Below are 16748 nucleotides of genomic sequence, written 5' to 3' on the forward strand. Positions count from 1 at the left end.
TGCCGAGACAATATGACCATCAGGTCATGTTAACAAGCGCAGAATTTTCAGAGGATATGAAAGCTATTATGTGCTCTCGTGCAGGTTCGTGCGGAATTTTTGAATGACTATATGGTCATTCCAAACGGAGAAGGCTTGTTCAGCCGTTCCGGCGCTCGGCGAGTTCCAGATAGAGCGCGCTGTGATCGAGCGCCGCGCGGGGCCCTTCGCACATCTTCGCGTAAAGATCGCGCGCGAGACCCGCGAAGGGGAGTTCGAGCCCGAGGCTTCCGGCGAGCCCGGTCGATGTGTCGAGATCCTTGAGCTGAACCGTCGCATGGGCGCCGGGCTGGAAATCCCCCCGGATCATGCGCTCGCCGTGCTGGCGCCAGATGGTCGAATCCGCGAAGCCGCCCTGCAGCGCGCGGTGTACCGCCTCCGCATCGCCACCGCCCGCTTCGACGAGCAGCAATGCCTCCGCTACCGCGCCGATGGTCACGCCCACGATCAGCTGGTTGGCGAGCTTGGCAAGCTGCCCGCTCCCTACCGGCCCGACATGCGTCACACGGCCGACCGGCGCGAGCCATTCGGCCACTTTCGCCACCACGTCCGCGGTGCCCCCGGCCATGATGGTCAGCGTCCCGGCGACCGCGCCGCGCTCACCGCCGGAAACCGGCGCATCCACGTAATCGATCCCGGCGTCGGCAAGCCGCGCCGCCTCCGTGCGTGCCGTCTCGACCGGGATTGAACTCATCACCACGACCGTGCTGCCGCGGGGCAGCGCCTCTGCGATCCCGTCGTCACCGAACAGCAGCGCGTCGCAAACCGCGCCCGTGCTCACCATCAGGATCGCCGCGTCGGCACCGCGCGCCGCATCGCGGGCATTCCGCACCGGCGTGATCCCCGGACCGGCGAGCGCTGCGGCCTTGTCGAACGAGCGGTTCCAGACGACGACATCATGCCCCGCCGCCGCGAGGTTGCGCGCGATCGGCGCGCCCATGATCCCGGTTCCGAAAACCGCGATGCGTGTCATTCGGGAACCTGCATCTCCACCAGCGCACAAATCTCGCCTGCCTGATCCGCAGGCGGGTTCTGGCCGTAAAGCGCGCGGTAGAGCATCAGGGCGTGCAGTTCGATCAGGAACTCGGCCGGGTATTCCTGCTTGATGCCGGGGCCGGCCTGAATCCGCAGGCGCGCGAACAGGCTCTGGTCGAGCATTCCACCCGCGGTGCGCTGCATCAGGTGAAAGAGGTCGCGGTCCCTTGGCGGTTTCCCCATGCGGCGCACGGCGAATTCCAGCGTGCGGTCGGCGATTGCCTCGTTGCGGTCGTGCCAGATCGCGCACATCGTCGCGTCGACATCCGCCATCTGCACCATGGCGCGCAGCACGCCCACATTGTTCATGAAGGTGGTTTCGTACCAGGCGATCCATTGCCGCACATTGGCGTAGTGCGAATGGTTGGAGGGCAGCACCGGATAGATCTGCCGCTCGTAATCGACATAGCGGCGCGCCATCTCGTGGAGGAAGGCGTCCTTGCTCGGAAAATGAATGTAGAACGTGCCTTTGGCGAGCCCGGCGTCGAGGCTGACATCTTCCACATTGAGATCGCGGTAGCCGACATCCTCGAGCAGGCGCACGCCCGAAGAGAGGAGATTCAGCTTCGTCTTTTCACCGCTCCGCACCTTCCGGATCTCGCCCGAAAGTGCGGCCAGAAATGTCGAAAAGCGGATGCTGCTGATCCCGTTCAAGCCATTATCCCCGCCATTGCCTGCCGCGCGTGCGGCACGGCCTGCTCCGCCAATAATCGAAAGCGGCACGGCTTGTCGATCTCGTTCCGTCCCCTTCGGCGCATATGACTGCCCGGCCGGATGGGAGGTCCGGCCGGGCAGCGCGATCGGGCGGGCGGCCTTCGTCAATTGGCCCCGAAATTGACGCGGGCGCTGATCCCGATCACGCGTGGAGAGCCTTGGAAATAAAGCGCCTTGCCCGTGATGGGGTCGCCGCCGTTCGGGTTCGAAGGATCGGTGGAAACGAACTGGCTGTAGGGGATGAACGCATCGGTCACATTGTCCGCGAACAGGCTGATCGACCAGCGGTCCGTCTGCACGCCGACGCGCAGGTCGAGCGTGGTGTATCCGTCCAGCCGTTCGAAGGGCGTGCCGATGCGCAGCAGCGAGCTGAGCGCTCCGGCGCGATGCTGCAGGCCCGCGCGCATCAGCAGGCTGAGATCGTCGTTCAGCGGCGCTTCGTAGGTGATCGAGGCGTTGGCGCTGAAGTTCGCGGTGTTCGGGATGCGCGCACCGGTTATGGTCTGGCCCGATGCGATAATGCTGCCGATGCGGGTGTCGAGGATCGTGGCCCCGGCCGCGAGCGTCAGCCCTTCAGTCGGCTTTACAATCGCTTCCAGATCGACGCCGTAGCTGCGCGCCTTGCCGGCATTGCCGATGATCTCGCCGACGCCGCCGGCGCCTTCCTTGGTCACGACCTGAAGATCGGTCCAGTCGTTGTAGAAGACGGCCGCGTTGAACGTGGCGAGCCCGTCGCCGAACGCCGATTTCACGCCCGCCTCATACGCGGTCATGCGCTCGGGCGCATAGGAGATGTCGGATGGCACCGCACCGGAGACGAGCGCGAACAGATCGTTCTGCCCGCCGCTGCGGAAGCCCCGGCTGACCGACGTGTAAAGCGTCAGGTCTGGGCTCGGCTCGAAGGTGATCGACACGCGCGGGTTGAAGACGTTGTCGTTGCCCGAAGACGGGAAGGCCTGGGGGAAGGGGATACCGCCGAAGATACTGGTAGCAATCGTTTCCGAGCGGCGGCGATCGTTGAAATAGCGCGCGCCGAGCAGCAGGGTCAGCTGGTCGCTGACCTTCAGCGTGCCTTCGGCGAAGCCCGCCCATTGCCGGCTCGTGGTATCGGAATTCGAATCGAGATCGCCGGCGCCGTCCACCGTGTAGCCGCAAAGCCCGCCGCACATGGCATTGGCCATTGCGACCGGCACCAGCGGTTCCTGCGGCGCGTACAGCCGCGTGTCGAGCTTGCGCTTCCTGTAGAAGCCGCCCGCCGTCAGCTCGAACGCGCCGCCGAAGTCGGAAACGAAGCGAAGCTCCTGGTTGAACTCCTTGACATCGACGTCGACCTCGACGCGTGAGCCCTGGAAGGTGAAGGCGCCGCCGGTGAGGGGAAAGCCGATCTGGTTGGCGATGTAGATGATGCCCAGCTGGTCCTGCGCCTGCGAGATGTTGCGGCTGAAATAGTTGGTCGAGGACAGCAGCTTGCCGAAGGGCAGGCGCTTTTCGAGGACGAGGCTGTAAAGCTCGAAATCGTCGTTCATGTGCTCGAGATCGGTCGAGAAGAAGCCTTCGCGATCGACCGAGCCGCGGTTGCGGAAGCCGCGGTCGGAGCGCTGGATCAGCGCCGAGAAATTCGCGCTGAAGCTGTCGGTCGGTGTGAAGCCCAGCTGGAAACGCCCGCCGTAGGTTTCGCCGTCGTTGGCGTTCTTTTCGGTTTTGGACAGCGTGAACGTCTGGTTCACTGATGGCACGCCCGGCCCGAGGATCGGGTTGGGCGGCGCGCCGAAGGATGCCGTCACCGTTGCGTCGGTGCGGTCGATCCAGCCGCCGTCGCGCTGGTAGAAGCCTACCGCGCGGAAGGCGAGCACATCGGTCACCAGCGGTACGTTCAGCATCAGGTTGCCCGACCTGTTGGTGCCGCCGTCGCGCACGGCGCCTGCCGTCGCGGAGGCCGCGCCTGCGAAGGCGGTGGAGTCGGGCTTGTTGCCGATGATGCGGATCGTGCCGGCTAGCGAGCCTTCGCCGAAGATCGTGCCCTGCGGCCCACGAAGCACCTCGACGCGCGCCGCATCGGCGAGCACGGCTTGCGGGAAGAAGCCGCCGACCGAGAAGGGGGCCTCATCGATATAGAGCCCGACCGCGGTTCCGGTCGTGCCGTAGATGTTGTTGGTGTTGAGTTCTGAAATGCCGCGAATGGCCACCGCGCCCTGTCCGGGCGATTCCGAGCGGAGCTCGACACCCGCGAGCGTCTTGACGATGCCGTTGAGGTCGGTGGCGCCGATGTTGCGGATCTCCTCACTGGAGATCACGTTGATCGCGATCGGCACATCCTGAAGCACCTGCTCACGCAGGTTTGCGGTCACAACGATCTCGTTGCCCTCGACAAGCGGCGCTTCGGCTTCCTGTGCGTACGCCGGCACGCCGGCGAACATGATCGCCCCCAAACTTCCCGATACCAGCAACGTCCGTTTCGAAATCCCCATGATTCGGCCCCCTTTTCCCGACCCGGTAGGCCGGCATTCCTGAATCCGCCACCGTTCTGGCCGATCGGAACCCGGCATCCTGGCTTGCCGTCAGTATATGACCATATAGTCATATGACTGACAAGAATGGATTGTCAATGCCGGCCGTGCGCCACGGAGCGCGCGCGGCGTGGATGAAGCGGAATTTTCTTTATCATACTGTAAAAATTGAAATTTATTATAAAACACGATGCTGTTCTCCCGACTGCTTTGTGATCCGGCGACATGTAGTGCGTGCGGGTAGGACATGGTTCGTATTGATTATATGACTATTTGGTCATATCGATATGTGCGCAGAGTGAAGAAGGGGGACGACATGCGAATCGAGGGGGTCGAATGCTACGTCGCCTCGCACTGGGCCTTCGTGCGCGTCATCACCGAGGCGGGCATCGACGGGATCGGGGAGGCGACCTACTTCCCGCACCCGACCGCCGTGCGCGCCGTCATCGACGATCTGCGCGGCGAGCTTGTCGGGCAGGATGCGTTTCGCCCCGAATTCCTGTTCCAGCGCGCCTTCAAGCATCACTGCATCCGCGATGCCGTGCTGATGGCGGCGCTCAGTGCCGTCGATCAGGCGCTGTGGGACATCAAGGGCAAGGCGCTCGGCGTCCCAGTCTGGCAATTGCTGGGCGGGCGCGTGCGCGACAAGGTGCGCGCTATCCTGCTGCTCGAAGCGGGGACGGAAGCGGCGCTGGTCGAACAGGCGGTCATCGCCCGCGATCAAGGTTTCACCGCGATCAAGATCAAGCCGTTCCTTGGCGATTGGCACCGGCAGCCGATGGCTCAGATGATGCGCTCGGCGATCGGCGCCGTGGAGGCCGTGCGCGAGGCGGTCGGTTGGGACATCGACATCGCCATCGAGATGCACCGCAACCTGACGCCCGATCTCGCCGCCGTGTTCGCCGCCGCCGCCGCGCGCATCAGCCCCTATTTCCTCGAAGATCCGATCCTCCCTTACAGCGTCGCCGCCAATGCCAGCGTTGCGGGCCGCATGGCCGGCCCCGTCGCGGTGGCGGAGCGCAACACCAACATTTGGGAGTTCCGCGAGTTCTCCGATTGTCACGCGGTCTCGATCCTGCGGCCCGACGTCGGCCTTGCTGGCGGTTTCACGCAGATGCGCAAGATCGCCGCCATCGCCGAATCGCGCCACCAGCGCATCGTGCCGCACAACTTCACCGCGCCGGTTTCGACCGCCTGCCACGTCCAGCTCGCGGCCTGCACGCCCAACTGGGACGTGCAGGGCTATGTTCGCGAGGACCGCGATCCGTGGAACCGCGTCACCAGCCACATCAATCGCATCGAAAACGGCTACCTCGTCATCCCCGAGACGCCGGGGATCGGCATGACGCTCGATCTCGAATATCTCGCGGATGCCGACTACGTGCCGTTCGGCACCAAATTTCCCGATGGCCCGGTGCGCGCTGCCGACGGCGGGATCAAGCACCAGTGAGCGATACGCTTTCCGCATTGCTCTCGACTGGGTTCGAGGGCGCCATCGCGATCGTCGCAGGCGGCGCGGGCGGCGTCGGCGCGGCCGTTGTCAGCCAGCTTACCGCGCATGGCGCCCGCGTCGTCGTCGCATCGCGCAGCGGTGATGCGCTCGATCCCGCCCGCGCCGCGCCCGCCTGCGGCGAAGCGATCACCGCCGCGCTCGACCTGACCGATCCAGCTTCGATCCGCGCTTTCGCCGACTGGGCAGGCGCCGTGCTCGGCCGGCTCGACCTCCTCGTCAACAGCGCCGGAGTCACGCGCAGCGTCCCGCTCGGCCGTCTCGACCAGCTCGACGATGCGCTGATCGATCTCGTCATGACTTCGAACGCATCGGGCGTCATTCGCCTCATCCGCGACCTCCAGCCGCTGCTCGATCGCGGCGAGCAGCCGTGCATCGTCAACATCTCCTCCGTCGCCGCGCGCACGGGTGTCGGCAGCAACATCGCCTATGTCGGCGCGAAGGCGGCGATGGACGCCGTCACCAGGGCGCTCGCCAAGGCGCTGGCGCCGCGTATCCGCGTGCTCGGCATCGCGCCGAGCGCGCTCGACACGCCTTTCGCGAAAGGGCGCGGGCAGGATTTCATCGACCGCACCGTCGCGGCAACCCCGCTCGGCCGGCTTGCCACCACCACCGAGGTCGCGAACGCCGTCCTCTGTGCCGCGCGGCTGCTGACGGCGACGACGGGCATCGTCATCGCCGTCGACGGCGGCCGCCACCTTTAGGGACACGGGCCATGCGCGACATCATCCTCACCGCCGCCGTCACCGGCAACATCACCCGGCCCGAGCAGACGCCGTGGCTCCCGATCACGCCGCAACAGATCGCCGAGGAGACCATCGCATCGGCAAAGGCCGGTGCGGCGATCGCGCACATCCATGTTCGAGATCCCGAAACCGGCCGCCCCTCGATGGAGGTCGCGCACTATGCGGAGGTGGTCGCCCGCGTTCGCGATGCCGGATGCGACATCGTGCTCAACCTGACGACCGGCCCCGGCGGCCGCTTCGTGCCGGACCGCGACAATCCGCGCATCGCCGCCGAAGGCACCAGCCTGCTGCCGCCGCTCGAGCGTGTGCCGCACATCACCGCGCTGAAGCCGGAAATCTGCACGCTCGATCTCAACACGATGAATTCGGGCGAACAGGTCGTCATCAACACGCCGGCGAACACGGCGATCATGGCCGATGCGATGCTGGCGGCGGGCAGCAAGCCCGAGATCGAGATCTTCAATCCCGGCGACCTGGTGCTCGCGCGCGACCTGATGCGCACCCACGCCTTCCCGGCGCCCGCGATGTTCTCCTTCGTGCTCGGCCTCAAATACGGGTGGCCGGTGAGCGTCGAGTCGATCCTCCTCGGCAAGGCGATGCTGCCGGAGGGCGCGGTGTGGACGGCGTTCGGCGTCGGCGCGTCGTCGTTTCCGATGGTCGCGCTTTCGGCGCTGACCGGCGGGCACGTCCGCGTCGGTCTCGAAGACAATATCTATCTGTCGAAGGGCGTCCTCGCCGAAGGCAATGCGCCGCTGTGCGAGAAGGCCCGGCGCATCGTCGAGGATCTCGGCTATCCGCTCGCGACGCCGGCGCGGGCGCGCGAAATGCTGGCTCTGCAAGCTTAGCCGTCAGGCGGCGAGGCGGGTTTCCACGAGCCGCACCCAGTAGCACACGCCGATCGGCAGCGCCGCATCGTTGAAATCATAGGCGGGGTTGTGGACCATGCAGCCGTGGTCGCCGTCGCCCGTGCCCATCAGGATGTAGCACCCCGGCCGTTCGCGCAGCATGAACGCGAAATCTTCCGAGGCCATGATCGGTGCACAGTCCGCATCCACCTGCGCGCTGCCGACGAGCGACGCGGCGACATCCGCGCACAGGCGCGCCGCACCCGCATCGTTGACGAGCGCGGTGTAGACCTGATCGATCTGGACATCCGCCGTGGCGTCGAACGTCGCCGCCGTTTCTGCCGCGATGGCGCGCAGCCGCGCGGCGATCGTCTCGCCCGCCGCATCGGAGAAATAGCGCGTGCACCCGGCGAGCGCGGCGCTGCCCGGCAGCACGTTGTAGGCCGAGCCTGCGTGAAACTGCGTGACGCTGACCACCGCAGGATCGATCGGATTGAGCGTTCGCGACACGATGCTCTGCAGAGCCTGCACCAGCGCGGAGGCGGCGAGAATCTGGTCGGTCGATTCATGCGGCAGTGCGGCGTGCCCGCCCTTGCCGTCGATGCGGATATCGAACTTCGCGAAGGCGGCCATCATCGGGCCGGGCCGCGTCGCGAAATGGCCGAGCGGCATTCCCGGCCAATTGTGCAGCCCGAATATCTGCTCGGCGGGAAAGTCCCGCAGCAGCCCGTCGTTCAGCATGGCGACCGCGCCGCCTTCGCCTTCCTCCGCCGGCTGGAAGATGAAATGCACGGTGCCGTCGAACGCGCGTGTGCGGGCGAGTTGCTCAGCCGCGCCCAGCAGCATCGCCGTGTGCCCGTCGTGTCCGCAGCCATGAAAGGCGCCGGGATATACCGACTGGTGCGGCACGCCGGAATCCTCCTGCATCGGCAGCGCGTCCATGTCCGCGCGCAGGGCGATGCTGCGGCCCGAGGTTCCGGCGCTGAGCGTGCCGACCACGCCCGTGCCGCCGATGCCGGTGCGGACGGGAATGCCCATGCGGGTCAGTTCGCGCGCCACGATCTCCGCCGTGCGCGTTTCACGAAACGCAAGCTCCGGGTGCTGGTGGATGTCGCGGCGAAGCGCCGTCAGCCAGGCGTGGTCCTGCTCCATGCTATGCGAACCCGTGCGTCTCGAACGGCGTCTCGCAGGGCGGGCCGGGCGCGATGTGCAGCCGGGGCAAGGCATCGAGTTCCATGATCATGCAGCCTATCGTGTAGTGATCGGTCATGCCCTCGACCTCGCCGTGCCGGCACACCGGGCCGTTGTGGTCGGATAGCGCAGCCCTGATGCCGTCCATGTCGATGCGATCATAGGGCGCGGTGAAACGGGCGCCAAGCACCGCCATGCGCAGATGCGAGGTGCCGTAGAACAGCCGCCGTCGCATGGCCTCATCGAGCCCGTCTGCCTGCTGGCGGTAGATCGTCTGGTCGCCGTTCGCGAGCGGGTGGTTGGTGTGGAACACCATCTGGGCGTCCGCGTCCGGTCGCCATTCGACGACGCGATCCGCCGAAACCTCGATGTCGATCGCTCTGCCCCCGGGCCCGCCGACCACATAGTTCTGCCCGGAGGCGTGCCGGATCGATCGCATGAAGCCGAGCCCTTCTTCGAGTGACTTTCGGGTCAGGAATCCGCGCACGACGAAGTCTTCGGGAAGGCCGTCGATGGCATGATCGAGCTGCGACATGCCGTTGCAGCAGATGCCGACGCCGTGCGCGTTGAGGCCATTCAGCGAGAGCTTGCCGGCCAGCGTGAACACCAGCGCGCGGGTGCCGCTGACGTGGTCGTCGACATCCACCAGGATCTGATGGCCGTCGCACCATTTCGGCATGTCCATGTTCTGCGCGATCAGCGTCGGCGCGTCGCTACCCACGTCAACGCCGATCGCCGTGCAGCCCCGGCCCGCCGTCGTTTCCAGCTTGATCTTGCGGCGAAACCACGGCTCCTCGTCGCTCAGCTGCCGCGCGAGTGTGACGCCGAAATCCGCGCCCGCGCCCTCCGCGATGCCGCGCACCTCTTCCAGAAGGTCCGGCGTGTGGCGTTCGATCGCGGGCAGGAAGCGTGTCTCTCCGAAAAGACGCGCGAGGTAGGCATCGACCGGCATGTCGAGGTCGGCGCGCATCGAGTCCGCCCAGCGCGCCTGATGCGCGTGCACCAGATCGCGCAGTTCCTCGCCGTGCTGTCTTCCCCGGGTTCTGCCGTCACCGGAAATGCTGATTTTGCGTAATGGCGCCGACACGATTGCCCCTTCCATCGGAAGCCGTTCCATCCGAACGGCAGCGGGACACTCTTATGTGACCCATTGGTCATATTAGAGTGTCCCGCTGGAGAGACAAGGCGCGAAAATCGTCCTCGGGGGACGTTGCCCTTACCCGAAGTTCACCACGCCATGGCGCTTCTTGCCCGCCGACACGCGCACCGCGCCGGTGCCCGAGACGGTCGCGGCCGGGTCCGTCACGGCCTCGCCGTTCACGCGGGCGCCGCCCTGCGTGATCAGGCGGCGCGCTTCACCCTTCGAGGCGGAGAGGCCGAGATCGACGAGCGCGTCGACGAGTGGGATCGGAGCAGAGGCAGCGATATGCGGCAGGTCTTCGCCCGCGCCGCCTTCGGCAAACGTCGCGCGCGCGGTTTCCGCCGCGCCCACGGCCGCGTCCTCGCCCCGGCACATCGCCGTCGCCGCGTTCGCGAGTGCTTCCTTGGCGGCGTTGATCTCAGCGCCTTCCAGCGCTTCCAGCCGCGCGATCTCATCGAGCGGCACATCGGTGAACAGCTTCAGGAACCGGCCGACGTCGGCATCGTGCGTGTTCCGCCAGAACTGCCAGTAATCGTAGGCGGGAAGCGAATCCTCATTGAGCCATACGGCGCCCGCCATCGTCTTGCCCATCTTGCCGCCGTCGGCGGTGGTGATGAGCGGCGTCGTCACGCCGAACACTTCGGCGCCGTCCACGCGGCGCGCGAGTTCGACACCGTTCACGATGTTGCCCCACTGGTCCGATCCGCCCATCTGCAGGCGGCAGGCGGCGCGGCGCGACAGTTCGAGGAAGTCGTAGGCCTGCAGGATCATGTAGTTGAATTCAAGGAAGCTCAGCGACTGCTCGCGCTCCAGCCGCAGCTTCACCGAATCGAAGCTCAGCATCCGGTTCACCGAGAAGTGCTGGCCGATGTCGCGCAGGAACGGGATGTATTCGAGCCGATCGAGCCACTCGGCATTGTCGAGCATCACCGCGTCGGTCGGCCCGTCGCCGAAGGTCAGGAACTTCTCGAAGATGCGCTTGATCGAGGCGACGTTGCCCGCGATCGTCTCGCTCGTCATCAGCCGCCGTGCTTCGTCCTTGAAGCTCGGGTCGCCGATCTTGCCGGTGCCGCCGCCCATCAGCACGATCGGCTTGTGGCCGGTCTGCTGGAGACGGCGCAGCAGCATGATCTGCACGAGGCTGCCGACATGCAGCGAGGGCGCCGTCGGATCGAAGCCGATATAGCCCGGAACGACCTGCTTCACCGCAAGCGCATCGAGCGCCGCCGCGTCGGTCTGCTGATGGATATAGCCGCGCGCATCGAGCAGGCGTAGGAGATCGGACTTGAATTGGGTCATAGCGGCCGGGCGCATAGCATGAGGGTGAGCGTATGAGTAGCGGGCTTTATCGCGCCGTCGGCCTGATGTCCGGCACGTCGATGGACGGCATCGACGCCGCGCTCATCGAAACGGACGGCGAGGGGCACGTCCGCCCGCTCGGTTTCCTCAGCGTTCCCTACGGTGAAAGCACCCGCGAAAAGCTTCGCGCCTCCATCGAGCGCGCGCTGGCGATGGAAGCGCCGGGGGCGGACCCGGTGATCGACGCCGCCGCGGCGGAAATCACCGCACTGCACGCCGATGCCGTGCGCACCCTGCTTGATGGCGCGCCTGCGGACGTCGTCGGCTTCCACGGCCAGACCATCGCGCATCGGCCGGAGCGCGGCTGGACATGGCAGATCGGCGACGGCGCGGCGCTGGCCCACACGCTCGGCCTCACCGTGGTCGCAGACCTTCGTTCAGCCGATGTGAAGGCAGGTGGGCAGGGCGCGCCGCTGCTCCCCGTCTATCACCGTGCGCTCGCTTCCGGGCTTGGCGGGGCGATTGCCGTGCTCAATCTCGGCGGCGTCGGCAACATCACCTTCCTTGGCGCCGACGATCAGATGATCGCCTTCGATACCGGCCCCGCCAACGCGCTTATCGACGACTGGGTGCTGGCGGCGCGCGGTCTCAGCCACGATGCGGGCGGCGCGATCGCGGCGTCCGGCGTTGTTCATGAAGAGGTGCTGGCGCGCATGACGGCCCTCGATTGGTTCGCGCTGCCGCCGCCCAAGTCGCTCGATCGCCACGATTTCTCGCTGAACGCCGTCAGCGGCCTGTCGTTCGAGGATGGCGCGGCGACGCTCACCGCCTTCACGGCGGAAACCGTCCGTCTCGCGCTCGCCCATCTGCCAGTGCGCCCGGCGCGACTGCTCGTCACCGGCGGCGGACGGCACAACGCCACGCTGATGCGGATGCTCGCCGAGCGCACGGGTGTAGCCGCCGATCCCGTCGAGGCCGTCGGCTGGCGGGGCGATGCGATGGAGGCGGAAGGCTTCGCCTACATGGCGGTGCGGCGCCTCCGCGACCTGCCCATCAGCTTTCCCGGCACCACGGGCGTACCGTCGCCCACCGTGGGCGGTGTCATCTTCCAGCCCTGACGCGTCTGTATGGTGGATGGCTTGCCAAAGGCCCGCGCAATTTTCTAACAAAGCACGCGAGTCGTCGCTGGGACCGCGGCCTGAACGAGTTTTAAGGAGAGAATGATGACATCCGGTCTTGAATTCCGCGTTACCCCCGCGACTCCGGTCCCCGCCGCGGAGCGTGCGAAGCTGATTGAAAACCCCGGATTCGGAAAGCTCTTCACCGATCACATGGTGACGATCGAATGGAGTGAGGGCAAAGGCTGGCACAATGCCGAGGTGCGTGCCCGCGCGCCGTTCTCGCTCGATCCGGCGGCCGCCGTGCTGCACTACGCGCAGGAAATCTTCGAAGGCATGAAGGCGTATCGCGGCCGCGGCGGTGAGGTCACCATGTTCCGCCCCGAAGAGAACGCGCGCCGGTTCAACGAGTCGGCGGACCGCATGGCGATGCCGCGCATTCCCGAAGCGCTCTTCGTCGAGGCGGTTGAGAAGCTCGTCGCCGCCGATCGCGACTGGATTCCGGACGGCGAGGGCAGCCTGTACCTCCGCCCGTTCATGTTCGCGGACGAGGTGTTCCTCGGGGTGAAGCCCGCCGCGCACTATATCTTCTGCGTGATCGCAAGCCCCGTCGGCCCCTACTTCAAGGGCGGCGGCAAGCCGGTCACGATCTGGGTTTCGGACAATTTCACCCGCGCGGCGCCGGGTGGCACCGGCGCTGCGAAGTGCGGCGGCAACTATGCGGGCAGCCTCGTCGCGCAGGCCGAAGCAACCCGTCAGGGCTGCGATCAGGTCGTGTTCCTCGATGCGGCCGAGCGCCGCTGGGTCGAGGAGCTGGGCGGCATGAACGTCTTCTTCGTGATGGACGACGGCAGCATCATCACGCCACCGCTCGGCACGATCCTCCCCGGCATCACGCGCGCCTCGCTGATCGAACTGGCGCGCGGCGACGGCCTCAAGGTGGAAGAGAAGCCCTACAGCTTCGATGAATGGAAGGCGGACGCGGAAAGCGGCCGTCTGCGCGAGGTGTTCGCGTGCGGCACGGCGGCCGTCGTCGCCGGGATCGGCACGGTGCGCTATCGCGGCGGCGAGTTCACCATCGGCGACGGCACGACGACCGGCCCGGTCACGCAGAAGCTGCGCGAGGCGCTCGTCGGCATCCAGCGCGGCGAGTCGAATGACGAGCGCGGCTGGATCCACAAGGTCGGCTGATCGTAAAAAAGAAAAGCCCCCGGCCTCGTCTGAGGCCGGGGGCTTTTTTTGTTCGGTTCCTAGCGGTCGGTCGCGAGCCGCATATCGAGGTAGGCGTCGATCACGCCCATCAGCTCGTTCATTTCGTTCGCGAAGAAGTGGTTCGCGCCGGGAACGGTCTCGTACGTGATCGTGATGTGCTTCTGCGTCTTTAGCTTGTCGACGAGCTTCTGAACCGCGCCGTGCGCCACCACCTCGTCGGCGAGGCCCTGCACGATGAGGCCCGAGGACGGGCAGGGGGCGAGGAAGCCGAAGTCGTACATGTTCGCCGGCGGCGCCACCGAGATGAAGCCCTTGATCTCCGGGCGGCGCATCAGCAGCTGCATCCCGATCCACGCGCCGAAGCTGAAGCCGCCCACCCATGTGACCGGCGCCTCGGGGTTGAACTGCTGGAGCCAGTCGAGCGCGCTCGCCGCGTCCGAAAGCTCGCCGACACCCTGGTCGAACGTCCCCTGGCTGCGGCCGACGCCGCGGAAGTTGAAGCGCAGCGTCGCGAAGCCGCGCCGCACGAACGACTGGTACATCGCCTGCACGATGGCGTTGTTCATCGTGCCGCCGCCCTGCGGGTGCGGGTGGAGCAGAATGGCGACGGGCGAGCGCGGCTTGTTGCCGGGCTGATAGCGTCCCTCGAGCCGGCCTTCCGGTCCGGGGAAAATCACTTCGGGCATCGATGGTCCTGATACTGTGCGCGTGAAAGCGCATCCCTATATAGGAAACACCCTTCCGGACTCAATGAATGAGTCGCGCTCAGCAAGGCAGTGATTTGACGCAGCGAATCTATCTCGACTGGAATGCCACGGCGCCGATGTCGCCGGCCGCTGCGGACGCGATGGCCGAGGCCGCGCGCGCATGGGCGAATCCGTCGTCCGTCCATGCCGAGGGGCGCCGCGCGAAGGCACTTCTGGAAGACTGTCGCGACCGCATCGCCGCCGCGCTCGGCGCCTTTCCGCAGCAGATCGTGTTCACCAGCGGCGGCACCGAGGCGCTCGCGCTCGCGCTCAATGGCGCGAAAGCCGGCCGCCGCCTCGCCCTTGCGACCGAACATGCCGCCGTCCTCGCCGCCGCGCCGGACGCCCTGATCGTCCCCGTGGACGCGAACGGTCTCGCCCGGCTTCCGGCGCTGGCGGCGGGCGACCTCCTCGCCGTCAGCCACGCCAACAACGAAACCGGTGTCATCCAGCCCGTAGCGGAGATCGTCGAAACCGCCCACGCCACCGGTGCCCGCGTCGTTTGCGATGCCGTGCAGACCGCCGGAAAGCTCCCGCTCCCGCCCGCCGATTTCGTCGCTGTCTCGGCGCACAAGCTCGGCGGCCCGCCGGGTGTCGGCGCGCTTGTCGTGCGCTGCGCGGACGATTTCGCCGCGATCCAGAAGGGTGGGGGGCAGGAGCGTGGGCTTCGCGGCGGCACCGAGAATCTCGTCGGCATCGCCGGTTTCGCCGCCGCGCTCGAAGCCCGCCGCGCGGACACCGCCTGGCTCGCCCGCGCGGGCGCTCTCCGCGACCGCATGGAGGCGCGCCTCACGGCCCTCGGCGCCGAGATCGTCGCCGCAACCGCGCCGCGCCTGCCGACGACGAGCATGATCCGCATGGCGGGCGTCCCCGCCGCCACCCAGCTCATCCGTTTCGACATGGCGGGCATTGCCGTTTCCAGCGGCTCGGCCTGCTCCTCGGGCAAGGTCGGCGCGAGCCACGTGCTCGCCACGATGGGCATGGGCGCCGCCGCGGCGGAGGTGATCCGCGTCAGCCTCGGCTGGACGACGACCGAGGCCGAGATCGACGCCTTCTGCGACACGTGGCAAACGCTCGCGGCGGCAAGGCGGGCGGCATGAACATCTATCTCGACTATCAGGCGACCACCCCCGCGGACCCCGCCGTCGTCGCGGCGATGCAGCCGTTCTGGACCGCGAAGTTCGGCAATCCGCACAGCAACCATCGCTACGGGTGGGAGGCTGAAGCCGCCGTGGACGTCGCGCGCGGACACCTCGCGCAACTTCTCAATATCGATTCGGAATCCATTGTTTTCACAAGCGGTGCCACCGAAGCGAACAATCTCGCATTGAAGGGCGTCATGGCCCGCGCCGGCCGCCGCCGTCTCGTCACCGTCGCCACGGAGCACAGCTGCGTCCTCGAAACCGCGCGCTTCCTGGAGACGCAGGGCTTCGACCTCACCGTGCTCGGCGTCGGCGCGGACGGTCTCGTCGACCTCGCCGCGCTCGAAGCCGCGCTCGGCCCGGACGTCGCGCTCGTCTCCATCATGGCGGTCAACAACGAAATCGGCGTCATCCAGCCGCTCGCAGAGATCGCCGCCGCCGCGCACGCCGCCGGAGCCTTGTTCCACTGCGACGCGGCGCAGGGCTTCGGCAAGATCCCGCTCGATATGCGGGCGCTCGGCATCGATCTCATGAGCCTGTCGGCGCACAAGATCTACGGTCCCAAGGGCATCGGCGCGCTCGTCCTCCGCCCCGGTCTCGATCTCGAACCGCAGATGCACGGCGGCGGGCAGGAGGGCGGGGGCCTGCGTTCCGGCACGCTCGCCGCGCCGCTCGCTGTCGGCTTCGGCAAGGCCGCCGAGATCGCCGCCGCGCGCATGGCCGAGGATGCCGCCCATGCCGAAGCACTGTGGGATGCCTTCCTCGCCGCGCTCCATGTGCCCCACGCGATCAACGGCAGCGCCACGCACCGCTGGCGCGGCAACATCAACCTGCGCTTCGAAGGGCTGGACGGCGACCGCCTGATCGCGGACCTGCGCCGCCTTTCCATCTCGTCGGGCGCGGCGTGCGCCAGCGCGAAGGGGCGGCACAGCCACGTTCTCGAAGCGCTCGGGCTCAGCCGCGCGCAGGCGAAGGCGAGCCTCCGCATCGGCTGGGGCCGTTTTTCGACGGAAGACGAGGTGCGCGCCGCCGCCGCCATGATCGGCGATGCCGTGCTGATGCAGCGGAGGACGGCGGCGTGACGCTGGTGCGGTTCATATCGGCGGATGGCGCCAATGTCGTCGAGGTGGAAGCAAAGCCCGGCGAGCGCGTGCTGGAAATCGCGCAGCTGAATGATCAGCCGTTGGAGGGCGTCTGCGAAGGCTACATGGCCTGCTCGACCTGCCACGTCATCGTCGCGGAACGGCACGCCGCGCTGCTGCCGCGTCCGAGCGTGGAGGAGGAGGACATGCTGGACTTTGCCTATGGCGTTGCGCGCAATTCCCGGCTTGCCTGCCAGCTTTACACATCGGAAGACCTGCCGGAGCTTGAGATGCGGATGCCCGCGGGCGCGGTGAACATGCAAAGTCGCTAGATTCTGTCTTTCTTTCGGCGTGCAGTCGGGTTTGGAGAAGAATTCTGCCAACGGATAAGATTTCTGGAGTGGTATCTGCCCATAATGGG

The 16748-nt window shown here is 66.7% G+C and carries 15 protein-coding genes; 8 read left to right on the forward strand and 7 right to left on the reverse strand.

From position 1 onward, the window contains the following. Positions 1-139 precede the first annotated feature (139 nt). The 3 genes from ACFQ00_RS05755 to ACFQ00_RS05765 form a co-directional block, all read right to left on the reverse strand. On the reverse strand, positions 140-1012 hold the full coding sequence (locus ACFQ00_RS05755) for an NAD(P)-dependent oxidoreductase (protein ID WP_381487499.1): 873 nt from the start codon (positions 1010-1012) through the stop codon (positions 140-142). After that, entirely contained in the window at positions 1009-1728 is a 720-nt protein-coding gene (locus tag ACFQ00_RS05760; RefSeq protein WP_374594045.1) for a TetR/AcrR family transcriptional regulator, read from the reverse strand. Before ACFQ00_RS05760 ends, ACFQ00_RS05755 begins: the two co-directional genes overlap by 4 nt. Positions 1729-1892: 164 nt before the next feature. Then, complete coding sequence (locus ACFQ00_RS05765) at positions 1893-4256, reverse strand: TonB-dependent receptor (protein WP_381487502.1); 2364 nt, start codon at positions 4254-4256, stop codon at positions 1893-1895. A gap of 355 nt (positions 4257-4611) precedes the next feature. Here ACFQ00_RS05765 and ACFQ00_RS05770 point away from each other — a divergent pair, with 355 nt between their 5' ends. The 3 genes from ACFQ00_RS05770 to ACFQ00_RS05780 are packed head-to-tail and all read left to right on the forward strand — an operon-like array spanning position 4612 to position 7396. Beyond that, complete coding sequence (locus tag ACFQ00_RS05770) at positions 4612-5745, forward strand: mandelate racemase/muconate lactonizing enzyme family protein (protein ID WP_381487504.1); 1134 nt, start codon at positions 4612-4614, stop codon at positions 5743-5745. Continuing rightward, positions 5742-6509, forward strand: a complete 768-nt coding sequence (locus ACFQ00_RS05775) for an SDR family NAD(P)-dependent oxidoreductase (protein WP_381487507.1) — start codon at positions 5742-5744, stop codon at positions 6507-6509. Before ACFQ00_RS05770 ends, ACFQ00_RS05775 begins: the two co-directional genes overlap by 4 nt. Positions 6510-6520: 11 nt before the next feature. Continuing rightward, complete coding sequence (locus ACFQ00_RS05780; RefSeq protein WP_381487510.1) at positions 6521-7396, forward strand: BKACE family enzyme; 876 nt, start codon at positions 6521-6523, stop codon at positions 7394-7396. A gap of 3 nt (positions 7397-7399) precedes the next feature. On the opposite strand, the gene ACFQ00_RS05785 is transcribed toward ACFQ00_RS05780, so the two are convergent. The 3 genes from ACFQ00_RS05785 to tyrS all read right to left on the reverse strand — a co-directional run bounded on the left by ACFQ00_RS05785 (position 7400) and on the right by tyrS (position 11027). Further along, positions 7400-8548, reverse strand: coding sequence for a M20 aminoacylase family protein (locus ACFQ00_RS05785; protein ID WP_381487514.1), 1149 nt, complete (start codon positions 8546-8548; stop codon positions 7400-7402). Between the two features lies 1 nt (position 8549). After that, on the reverse strand, positions 8550-9674 hold the full coding sequence (locus ACFQ00_RS05790; RefSeq protein WP_381487517.1) for a C45 family autoproteolytic acyltransferase/hydolase: 1125 nt from the start codon (positions 9672-9674) through the stop codon (positions 8550-8552). Positions 9675-9803: 129 nt separating this feature from the next. After that, complete coding sequence (gene tyrS, locus ACFQ00_RS05795) at positions 9804-11027, reverse strand: tyrosine--tRNA ligase (protein WP_381487520.1); 1224 nt, start codon at positions 11025-11027, stop codon at positions 9804-9806. Between the two features lie 32 nt (positions 11028-11059). Here tyrS and ACFQ00_RS05800 point away from each other — a divergent pair, with 32 nt between their 5' ends. Next, positions 11060-12145: an anhydro-N-acetylmuramic acid kinase gene (locus tag ACFQ00_RS05800; RefSeq protein WP_381487522.1), complete on the forward strand. Its 1086-nt coding sequence runs from the start codon at positions 11060-11062 to the stop codon at positions 12143-12145. Between the two features lie 105 nt (positions 12146-12250). Further along, positions 12251-13336: a branched-chain amino acid aminotransferase gene (locus tag ACFQ00_RS05805; protein ID WP_381487876.1), complete on the forward strand. Its 1086-nt coding sequence runs from the start codon at positions 12251-12253 to the stop codon at positions 13334-13336. Between the two features lie 59 nt (positions 13337-13395). Here the strand turns inward: ACFQ00_RS05805 and ACFQ00_RS05810 are convergent, their stop codons facing one another. Beyond that, complete coding sequence (locus ACFQ00_RS05810; protein WP_339708503.1) at positions 13396-14043, reverse strand: alpha/beta hydrolase; 648 nt, start codon at positions 14041-14043, stop codon at positions 13396-13398. Between the two features lie 95 nt (positions 14044-14138). Between ACFQ00_RS05810 and ACFQ00_RS05815 the strand changes: the two genes are divergently transcribed. From ACFQ00_RS05815 to ACFQ00_RS05825, 3 genes are read left to right on the forward strand one after another with little or no spacing between them, the layout of a single operon-like run. Then, entirely contained in the window at positions 14139-15203 is a 1065-nt protein-coding gene (locus ACFQ00_RS05815) for a cysteine desulfurase family protein (RefSeq protein ID WP_381487526.1), read from the forward strand. Continuing rightward, positions 15200-16327, forward strand: a complete 1128-nt coding sequence (locus ACFQ00_RS05820) for a cysteine desulfurase family protein (protein WP_381487528.1) — start codon at positions 15200-15202, stop codon at positions 16325-16327. The genes ACFQ00_RS05815 and ACFQ00_RS05820 overlap by 4 nt, the downstream gene beginning before the upstream one ends. Then, entirely contained in the window at positions 16324-16659 is a 336-nt protein-coding gene (locus tag ACFQ00_RS05825) for a 2Fe-2S iron-sulfur cluster-binding protein (protein WP_381487531.1), read from the forward strand. The genes ACFQ00_RS05820 and ACFQ00_RS05825 overlap by 4 nt, the downstream gene beginning before the upstream one ends. Positions 16660-16748 lie beyond the last annotated feature (89 nt).

The sequence above is a fragment of the Sphingosinicella xenopeptidilytica genome, assembly GCF_042676985.1.
GTDB lineage: Bacteria > Pseudomonadota > Alphaproteobacteria > Sphingomonadales > Sphingomonadaceae > Sphingosinicella > Sphingosinicella xenopeptidilytica.

Excerpts from the sequence above, each read along its gene's own strand:
- tyrS (WP_381487520.1), bottom strand. The coding sequence starts at position 11,027 with ATGACCCAATTCAAGTCCGATCTCCTACGCCTGCTCGATGCGCGCGGC.
- ACFQ00_RS05780 (WP_381487510.1), top strand. The coding sequence starts at position 6,521 with ATGCGCGACATCATCCTCACCGCCGCCGTCACCGGCAACATCACCCGG.
- ACFQ00_RS05800 (WP_381487522.1), top strand. The coding sequence starts at position 11,060 with ATGAGTAGCGGGCTTTATCGCGCCGTCGGCCTGATGTCCGGCACGTCG.
- ACFQ00_RS05785 (WP_381487514.1), bottom strand. The coding sequence starts at position 8,548 with ATGGAGCAGGACCACGCCTGGCTGACGGCGCTTCGCCGCGACATCCAC.
- ACFQ00_RS05770 (WP_381487504.1), top strand. The coding sequence starts at position 4,612 with ATGCGAATCGAGGGGGTCGAATGCTACGTCGCCTCGCACTGGGCCTTC.
- ACFQ00_RS05755 (WP_381487499.1), bottom strand. The coding sequence starts at position 1,012 with ATGACACGCATCGCGGTTTTCGGAACCGGGATCATGGGCGCGCCGATC.
- ACFQ00_RS05810 (WP_339708503.1), bottom strand. The coding sequence starts at position 14,043 with ATGCCCGAAGTGATTTTCCCCGGACCGGAAGGCCGGCTCGAGGGACGC.
- ACFQ00_RS05765 (WP_381487502.1), bottom strand. The coding sequence starts at position 4,256 with ATGGGGATTTCGAAACGGACGTTGCTGGTATCGGGAAGTTTGGGGGCG.
- ACFQ00_RS05820 (WP_381487528.1), top strand. The coding sequence starts at position 15,200 with ATGAACATCTATCTCGACTATCAGGCGACCACCCCCGCGGACCCCGCC.
- ACFQ00_RS05805 (WP_381487876.1), top strand. The coding sequence starts at position 12,251 with ATGACATCCGGTCTTGAATTCCGCGTTACCCCCGCGACTCCGGTCCCC.